10 protein-coding genes are annotated in these 7,468 nt (G+C 55.6%); 2 read left to right on the forward strand and 8 right to left on the reverse strand.

Annotation, left to right across the window (positions count from 1 at the left end; translation table 11 throughout):
* Nucleotides 1-93: 93 nt before the first annotated feature.
* The 8 genes from GT753_RS24920 to GT753_RS24955 form a co-directional block, all read right to left on the reverse strand.
* Nucleotides 94-1,032 carry an Rpn family recombination-promoting nuclease/putative transposase gene (locus tag GT753_RS24920; RefSeq protein ID WP_174242186.1) on the reverse strand — a complete coding sequence of 313 codons (939 nt, stop codon included), beginning with the start codon at nt 1,030-1,032 and terminating at the stop codon, nt 94-96.
* Nucleotides 1,033-1,777: 745 nt separating this feature from the next.
* Nucleotides 1,778-2,002, reverse strand: coding sequence for a hypothetical protein (locus tag GT753_RS24925; protein WP_160126091.1), 225 nt, complete (start codon nt 2,000-2,002; stop codon nt 1,778-1,780).
* Nucleotides 2,003-2,033: 31 nt separating this feature from the next.
* On the reverse strand, nt 2,034-2,450 hold the full coding sequence (locus tag GT753_RS24930) for a type II toxin-antitoxin system VapC family toxin (protein WP_160126092.1): 417 nt from the start codon (nt 2,448-2,450) through the stop codon (nt 2,034-2,036).
* A complete protein-coding gene (gene vapB / locus GT753_RS24935; RefSeq protein WP_160126093.1) occupies nt 2,447-2,677 on the reverse strand; it encodes a type II toxin-antitoxin system VapB family antitoxin in 231 nt (76 codons plus the stop codon). The genes GT753_RS24930 and vapB overlap by 4 nt, the downstream gene beginning before the upstream one ends.
* A gap of 322 nt (nt 2,678-2,999) precedes the next feature.
* Nucleotides 3,000-3,380 carry a hypothetical protein gene (locus GT753_RS24940; protein ID WP_038630149.1) on the reverse strand — a complete coding sequence of 127 codons (381 nt, stop codon included), beginning with the start codon at nt 3,378-3,380 and terminating at the stop codon, nt 3,000-3,002.
* A gap of 117 nt (nt 3,381-3,497) precedes the next feature.
* Nucleotides 3,498-3,776 (reverse strand): hypothetical protein, encoded by a 279-nt coding sequence (locus GT753_RS24945; RefSeq protein WP_254071045.1) that lies wholly within the window; start codon nt 3,774-3,776, stop codon nt 3,498-3,500.
* 46 nt (nt 3,777-3,822) lie between these two features.
* Entirely contained in the window at nt 3,823-4,476 is a 654-nt protein-coding gene (locus GT753_RS24950) for a hypothetical protein (RefSeq protein WP_254071046.1), read from the reverse strand.
* A 149-nt stretch (nt 4,477-4,625) separates the two neighbouring features.
* Entirely contained in the window at nt 4,626-5,237 is a 612-nt protein-coding gene (locus GT753_RS24955) for a DNA-binding protein (RefSeq protein ID WP_160126094.1), read from the reverse strand.
* Between the two features lie 345 nt (nt 5,238-5,582).
* Between GT753_RS24955 and GT753_RS24960 the strand changes: the two genes are divergently transcribed.
* Both GT753_RS24960 and GT753_RS24965 read left to right on the forward strand, forming a co-directional pair.
* A complete protein-coding gene (locus GT753_RS24960; RefSeq protein WP_160126095.1) occupies nt 5,583-6,074 on the forward strand; it encodes a hypothetical protein in 492 nt (163 codons plus the stop codon).
* The gene (locus GT753_RS24965) at nt 6,071-7,309 is read left to right on the forward strand and encodes a colicin-like pore-forming protein (RefSeq protein WP_160126096.1); all 1,239 of its coding nucleotides are present in this window, start codon (nt 6,071-6,073) and stop codon (nt 7,307-7,309) included. Before GT753_RS24960 ends, GT753_RS24965 begins: the two co-directional genes overlap by 4 nt.
* The last annotated feature ends 159 nt before the right edge of the window (nt 7,310-7,468 follow it).

A 7,468-nucleotide genomic window follows, 5' to 3' on the forward strand; every position in this document is an offset into this window, starting at 1 on the left:
TTTTTTTCTGTTTTGGGGGGGCGGAAATCACGGGGGGGCCTGCCGGACTAGTCTCGGTTGACTAACCGGCAGAGGGATATCAAGTAGGGTGAATCAGTGGCGGAGCTGCACCAAATCGTCGGTAGTTAGCCCGGTCATTTTCATTACCGAATCTCGATCAAGACCGCTGGCCAGCATGGCGCGGGCGATTTTTAACGCCGCTTCGCGCTCGCCTTCTTGGCGCCCTTCTTGCCAACCTTCTAAGCGGCCCTTTTCCAGCCCGCGTTTTTCGCCCTCAAGGCGCAGTTTCTCTGCAATTGTCATCAGCGTGTCCTCGTGTTCCGGCACTCGTGAGGCCAGGGTTGATAGTAATTCGCCCGGATTGCGGGTTTCACCAACCTGCAGCATGTAATGCATCAGTGATGTCAGCTGCTCCTGAGTAGTGTAACCTGCCAGCAGCAAAGTGACCAGCTGTTCCATCAGATCGGCGAGGTCGCGCTGGCGAACGTGTTTTTGCAGCAGCTCCAAAATGGCGACGCGGCGATGCAGCATGATTTGGTTGTCCGGAATGACCGTGACATCGACCAGCGGAAAATCGCCACCGTACAGCTGGCCAGCCAGCGTCGGATCGATGAAACCTTGCAACCAGTTCATCGGATACGGGTAGGGTGTTACCTGGCCATGATAGAATAGGATCGGGATCACCAGCGGCAGCTGTTCGTGGCCTGCGGCCAAATGGCGTTGCATGGCGGCAATCGCATAACGCATCAACCGGAATGCCATGTTTTTGTCCGGCGTCGATTGGTGCTCGATGAGGGCGTAGATGTAGCCGTCGCCCTGCCCGGTCTTCAGCGAATAGAGCACGTCGGAGTAGTAGGCGCGCAGATCGTCCTCGACAAACGAACCGGACTCCAGGCGCAGGCTGCTCAGGTCGCATGCCTGGCGTAACGCCGGCGGAAGGTGTGCGTCCAGAAAGTCACGGGCGGTTTCCGGATGCGTCAAAAACTGTTTGAATAGCGCGTCGTGCGCGGTAGGTGTCGTTTTCATCGTGATATCGTAGCATGATCCCCTATTTTGCCCTACCATCAGCGAAGTGGTTGACAACTTCACTGTTCTTGGACTGACGCCGATCCAGAGACTATGTTGGCATTGAGAAGCGTGTCAGCCATGGATGAGGACAATTTTGCGGCTAAACTACCGATCTGCTTCTCTAATCAACAGCATTTCGGTAAAAGGCCGCTTTACTGAAGCTGCCGACTTATCCACAGTTTCTGTGGATAACGCTACAAATAGTACGTTTTCTGCTGAAATATCTACCGCATGTTGTGTCTGTGCCCGTCTCCCTACCAGGTGATCCCCCGTTGGAGGTGCTGGCGCTCTCAAATCCCCGTACAGCGCGTCGAGCTCATCCAGTACCGCTGTTGCCGCTCTTTGGCACATGCCGCGAAATGTACCGCCACTGAGAGCTGTTAGAGCAATCGTCGTTCCGGTGGGCGGCGTAGTTCAGTGAACACCGGCCTGGTGACCGTCACCATACAGAAGCCAGTCTCTGATATGCAGAATAGGAACGGCAGCGGGCCATAGCAATCTTTCAGGCGACGATCTCCACCGTGGCGTTGAGTGTGTCGGCGGTGTCCATCAGCGACTGGCGCTCGACAAAGGGCGTTGCTCTGAGCCTGTCGGTCGATGGTCTCGTCGCGCAGGGCCTGGTGGGACAACGGACCCTACGTGGTGTACGGCGTCAAGATGAAATTATTCAACTGGATGAGTGAGTGGCGTGAAATTGGCCACGGAAGAACTAAATGGCACCCTCAATAAAGGGGCCGTTGATGGCTATTTGCTCAGGTTGGTCAAAGCTGTATGCACTGCGGCGGATATCATGGGCATGGCCCCTGCGATTATATTCAACCTGTAATATTTTTTGCCAGACCTTGCGAAAATTATCAGTCCTTTGATATTTGTTTCCTTGCTCAAGTAAATCCAGCAATCTTTGAGCTGGGTTATCAATTTTCTGTTCACTCATTCTTTTAATATTCCGTCATTAGTGCACTATATTATTTTACCCAGTCTTCCAGACTTAGTCCCGGTACCCGCTCAAATTCCCGCACATTGTTTGTCACCAGCACCGCGCCGGCGGCGATGGCGTGCCCGGCAATCGCCGTGTCGTTCGGGCCAATCGGCGTCCCTGCGAGGCGCAGCGCGACCTTAATCTCCGTGGTCGCATCCACCGCGGGGCGATCCCAGGGCAGGATGGCATCGAGCCGCTCACAGAACGCGTCAACCAGTTGGACATGGCGCGGCGAGGCCTTCGGGCCGGTGGCGCCGATGTGCATCTCGGAGTAGGTAATAGCCGAGACCACGATACGGTGGCCGCGCAGCACCGCCTGCGCCAGACGCTTCAGTACCGCTTCCGGCTGCTCGCGCATGATGAACGAGCAGATGTTCGTGTCGAGCATATACATTTTGTTCACAGGTTAACTCGTCCTTCGTCGCTGACCACGTCCTCACGCTCCGCCATAAAGTCCGGATCGGCCTTTTCCAGGCTGGCGAACGAGCCCCAGGACGGCCGGACGGGACGCAGGATGATGCGGTCCCCTTCCCGGACGATCTCCAGCTCGCTCACCCCCTCAAAATCCAGATCGCGGGGCAGACGGATGGCCCGGTTATTGCCGTTTTTGAAAATGGATACGGTTCTCATAATTAACTCCCGAATATTATTGATATGAATGACAGATCCGAGATGACGTACATGCACCGGGTGTGCACATAGGTTAAGTATAGGCAGATGTTCAGCATATGTATACATATAGCGTATGCAGATGTCGGACATATGGATATGCTCAGCCTATATGGGTTTCTCTCTTTTTTTCGCTGAGATCCGATTTCTGGCAGAGTCGGAAGGCAGTGCACCTTTCTAAAACGCAGCCAGCAGAGCTGGACAGAATCACCTGAGTGACCAGAACAGCAGGCGTAAAAAAGGCCGCAGAAGCGGCCTGATTAGAGCATCCGTGGCGAGTCAATCAGCCTGGAAGTTTCTCAAGGAATGTGAGTACGGCCTTTTGGTATGCCGTCCAATTTTTCGCGCTTCCCCACGGGGTTGAAGCGTCATTATAAAAGTAAATGTCGTTATCGAGTAATCCCGGTGCACCTGGAAGAAGATGATCTTCGTAAACAGCGTGCTCCGCTCCATGACCGCCGGCCTCTGCCATAAATCCCAGCGGTTTATATTCGCGATTAAGCAGTAGATATTTACCGGGTTCAGCTTCTCTAACCGTGTAAGGTAAATTGAATCGCATTAGCCATTTCATGGCGTCGGCTTTGCTGCTTTTGATTTTAAACCCGCGAAAATCATTTTCAAAACAATGCACTACCGTCTCAAGTCTGCTCTTTAGCGTTTGCATATATCGTCCTTTGTGCATGTGCCACGATGGGAATTAATTGCTTACAGCGCAGCTTAGAGGATACAAAATTTAGGTAGTTGCTTATAGCTATGTTGGACAAAATACCTGAACGTCTAACTACGCACTGGGCTGTTGTTCACCAGGTAATTTGCCCTGTGCCGCAAGCCATTCACGGCACTTTGCCAGCCACCTCTGGAATGCAGGCGTCCCTTCGACCTTCTGCACGTCTTTCCGCCTCCAGGCCATGACCGGGCCCGCTTTCTCAGGCCTGCCGATAAATTCCGCAATGGCTTTATCCGTCCAGAGCCGCGCTTTCAGCCCGCTTTTGCTGATCCATTCAGCGTGCCAGGCATCCCTGGCTCTTGCCCGCCTGTCAGCGGCATTATAGTAAGGCATGATGTCATCCCGTAAGGGGGGGTATCCGTGATACCCGATCTGACGTTTATTCGCCGGGCTGAAGTTCCCGGATACTCTTCAAGTCAAGACGGTTTGCACTCCAGACGCCGCTTTCGACCTCAGCGCCGGTGGAATTTCTGAATCGGAGTCCACACTCACTGACCCACTGAGTGCTGGTTTCACGCTGCCTGACATGGCGTGGTTTGTAGCATTCAGTGATTGTCCCTTCGTGCGTCATTTTCGGCCGCTTTTTCATTTCAGGGACATGAGCGGCTTTAGCTGACGGTCCGGCAGGTGACCAGTCGCGGTAATCCGGATGGATCTCTCTGGACACCAGTACCGGTAAAGGCTCAGGTTTGACGTTCTGGCCTGCCGCCGCCAACAGATCGTCAGCCGTCTTCTTCAACCAGCCATACAGTTGATGGCCGTCACCCTGAATGACATCCAGGGTCACTTCACGCGTGGTGATCGTGCCTTCCAGACGGCGAACCTTCTGCAGGAAGGCGCCCAGCGTCCCGCCGGACTCGATCGGCTCCGCCACAATCCAGTCGTCATACTCGTCAAACTGATCCAGAGTCAGATCGATGTAGTCCCCGTCCAGAGCGACAAAGACGTGACTCTTTATGCCATCATTTTCAATCCTGCTCGTGGCGATGACATAGGGAAACAGGTTTGGGTCGTGATCTCTGAGATATTTCACCAGCGTCTGGCTGGCCAGGTCGCAGCTGCCGGCCGGGAAGTTTTTCAGTTCACATCAGCGTGGTCCGTTCCTGCATTCTTCTGGCTGCTCCTGGGCAGCCTTTTTCAGCGCCTGGTGAAAAGCCCTCACACAGTTTTCGATTTCCGCTCTCATGGCTTCACCTTCCCGGCGCCGCGCGCCAGCGTCAGCAGCTCGGCCTGCAGGGTGCGGGTTTCCTCGCGGGCGCCTTTCAGCTCGGCCTGGGTGTCCTTCAGCTGCGTCGCCAGGTGCTCGCCGGTGGCGGTCAGCCGGGCGGCCTGCTCGCGCAGCGGCAGCGCCTCATCCCGCAGCGCGCGCACCTCCTGCAGCAGGCGATCGCGCTCGGCCACCACCTCGCGCAGCACCGCCAGCTCGCTCTCAAGCCGGGTCGCGGTTGCCTGCGCGGCGTCGCGCTCCCGGTCGGCCTGGGCAATATCCGCATCGGCTTGTTCGCGGGCGGCCAGGGTGTCGGCGTCGGCCTGTTTCACGGCCGCCTGCCACAGCAGGGCCAGCTGGCCGCTCAGCAGCTGTGCCAGCTCAGCCGGCAGCGCCGGCGCCTGCTCCGCGCGCTGTTCGCGCAGGCGGGCGCGGAACGCGCGCATCACCGGGGAGATGTGGGACAGCGAGCCGCCGCCGAGGTGCTGACGGACCTGCTCGTTGGTCGGGTTCGGGGTGCCGGCGGCGATGAGGGCCGCGGCGGCGTCTTCAATACGGCGTACGGTGTCCGGGGGTAACGGGATCATGATCAGGCTCCGGTCTGTTGGGGAATGCCGTCATCGTACCCCTGGCGTAAAAAATACACAATACAAAAAATACAAGTAATACATACAATACAGAATGTACATACCTTACATATAATATAGTACATCCCTACAGGTTGTGCTTTTTCGCGGTCAGATCCGTTTTCTGCTAGTCCCGATCTTCCTGAGACTGATTTGGTGGTACTCGACCATCTATTCTGATCAACGCCTGTTGTATCCGCCTTAGTACAAACGAGAGTGCCCTCCATGGGGTTGTCCCCGGCAGACACGGTCTATACAGTCGATTTAACTGTGCATTTGTACAGTATTAATCCGCGGAGATAGTCCATGCTTTTTAATGCAAATACCAAATTTACTTATCATTCACCGGATGATGGCGACAGCATGACGGTGACCGGCGATCGTCCCAGCCGACCTGGCCCTACCGGCCCCACGGGTAACGGGGGCGACAGCGGCGGTGGCAGTGGTGGTACTGTCAGCTGGCAGGTCATGCAGCCCGGCGATGTGCTTGTCTCCCGGTATGGCAAAGTCATTATCAATGCCGAGGGCCACGCAACGATGAACGGGGTCGTCATGAACTATGAAAATTCATCGTTAGTGGATGATGGCGCGGGCGGTGCAACCCGCGTACTGAATTCCATCATCGATGCTGCCAAACCGCCGGCCGGCCAGAATTTTGGCAATAACGCCAGCATTTCGGATGGGCGCTATGCCGGCAAAAACCCGGCGGCAGACTATACCCTTCCGCTGGCTGTCTTTACGGCGGTCCGTCGCGGCCAAATCCCCCCGGCTTCTGGCTGGACAACAATAAGATCATGACCGAGATCACGCAAAAATACGAGATCAACGGCGGCGGCAAAGGCAGTGATCGCACCGGGTATCGGAAATCCAATGTGGCGGTGCCCGGCCTGACCAATGCGTATCAGCAGTGGCAAAAGGAACAGCAGGACATTGCGCAACTGGAAGCCAAGCGCAAGGCAGACGAAGAAGCCCGGCGTAAAGCGGCCGAAGAGGCAAAACGTAAGGCGGAAGAAGACGCCAAACGCAAAGCGGCAGAGGCGGAAGCCAAGCGACGCGCCGAGGAAGAGGCGAAACGCAAGCAGGCTGAATGGGACGCTCAGAATAATGAGCAATTGCAGCAGCGTAAACTTAATGAAGCACAGCAGCGCATTAACACGGCAAGTACAGAGAAGTCAGTGGCAGAGAGCCGCGCCACTGAACTTGAGAAGCAACTTCCAGCGCTCGAGGCTGAATGGGACAGGCTGATTGCGTTATCGAAAAAAGGAGGTAAGACATCTCAAGCGATACATCGTGGCGATGCAGAGGATGCCGGTAATAAAGTCAATGCACACAAGGCTGCTATTGTATCGGCGCGAACTGAAGCAAACCTGGCACAGCAACGTATTGAACAGGCTCAGCGAGAAAAACTGGAGGCAGAAAAGCGGCTGAACGTCCTGCGAGCAGAGCGGCAGGCGCGGGAGGCTGAAGAAGCCAGGAAGAAAGAAGAGGAGGCGATGAAAGACGCCATCAAGACGACGGCGGACTTTTACAAGGAACTGACGGAGAAATTTGGCGAGCAGTCCGCCAAGGTGGCCAAAGAGCTGGCCGATGCGGCCAAGGGGAAAACGCTCAAAAATGCGGAGGAGGCGCTGAAGGCGTTTGAGAAGTACAAGGACGTGCTGAACAAGAAATTCAGCGTCGCCGATCGCGAAGCGGTGGCCAAAGCGCTGGCGTCGGTGCGCCGAGAGCATATCGCCCAGAACCTTGCCAAGTTCAGCAAGGCGTTCTACTACACGGGCAAGGCCATCGATGCCTACGATGTCTTCGTTGTCGAGTTGCCTAAAGCGATCCGGACGCAGAACTTCAGACCCCTTTTCGTGAAGATTGAGACCATCGGGGCGGGCATGGCCGCCACGGCGCTGACGGCGTTTGCCTACAGCGTGATACTGGGTACGCCGCTGGGCATTTTTGGCTTTGCCATCATCATGACCCTGGTCAGCGTGCTGGTTAATGAAAAGCTTGTGGAGAAGGTCAATAAAGCCGCCGGTATTTAACGTAAAGCAAGGCCGCTTACGCGGCCTTTTTATTGTAAGCCTTAAACCACCTCCTAAGGAGGTGGTGATTGAACCTGTGAGGCTCTAGCCTGAAGGAAACCCATGCCGGAATATTCCAGCTTACTCACCACAAGTAAGAAGGAAATCACCAACATGGGT

This window comes from Serratia sp. Z4 (assembly GCF_009900725.1).
Lineage (GTDB): Bacteria > Pseudomonadota > Gammaproteobacteria > Enterobacterales > Enterobacteriaceae > Serratia > Serratia nematodiphila.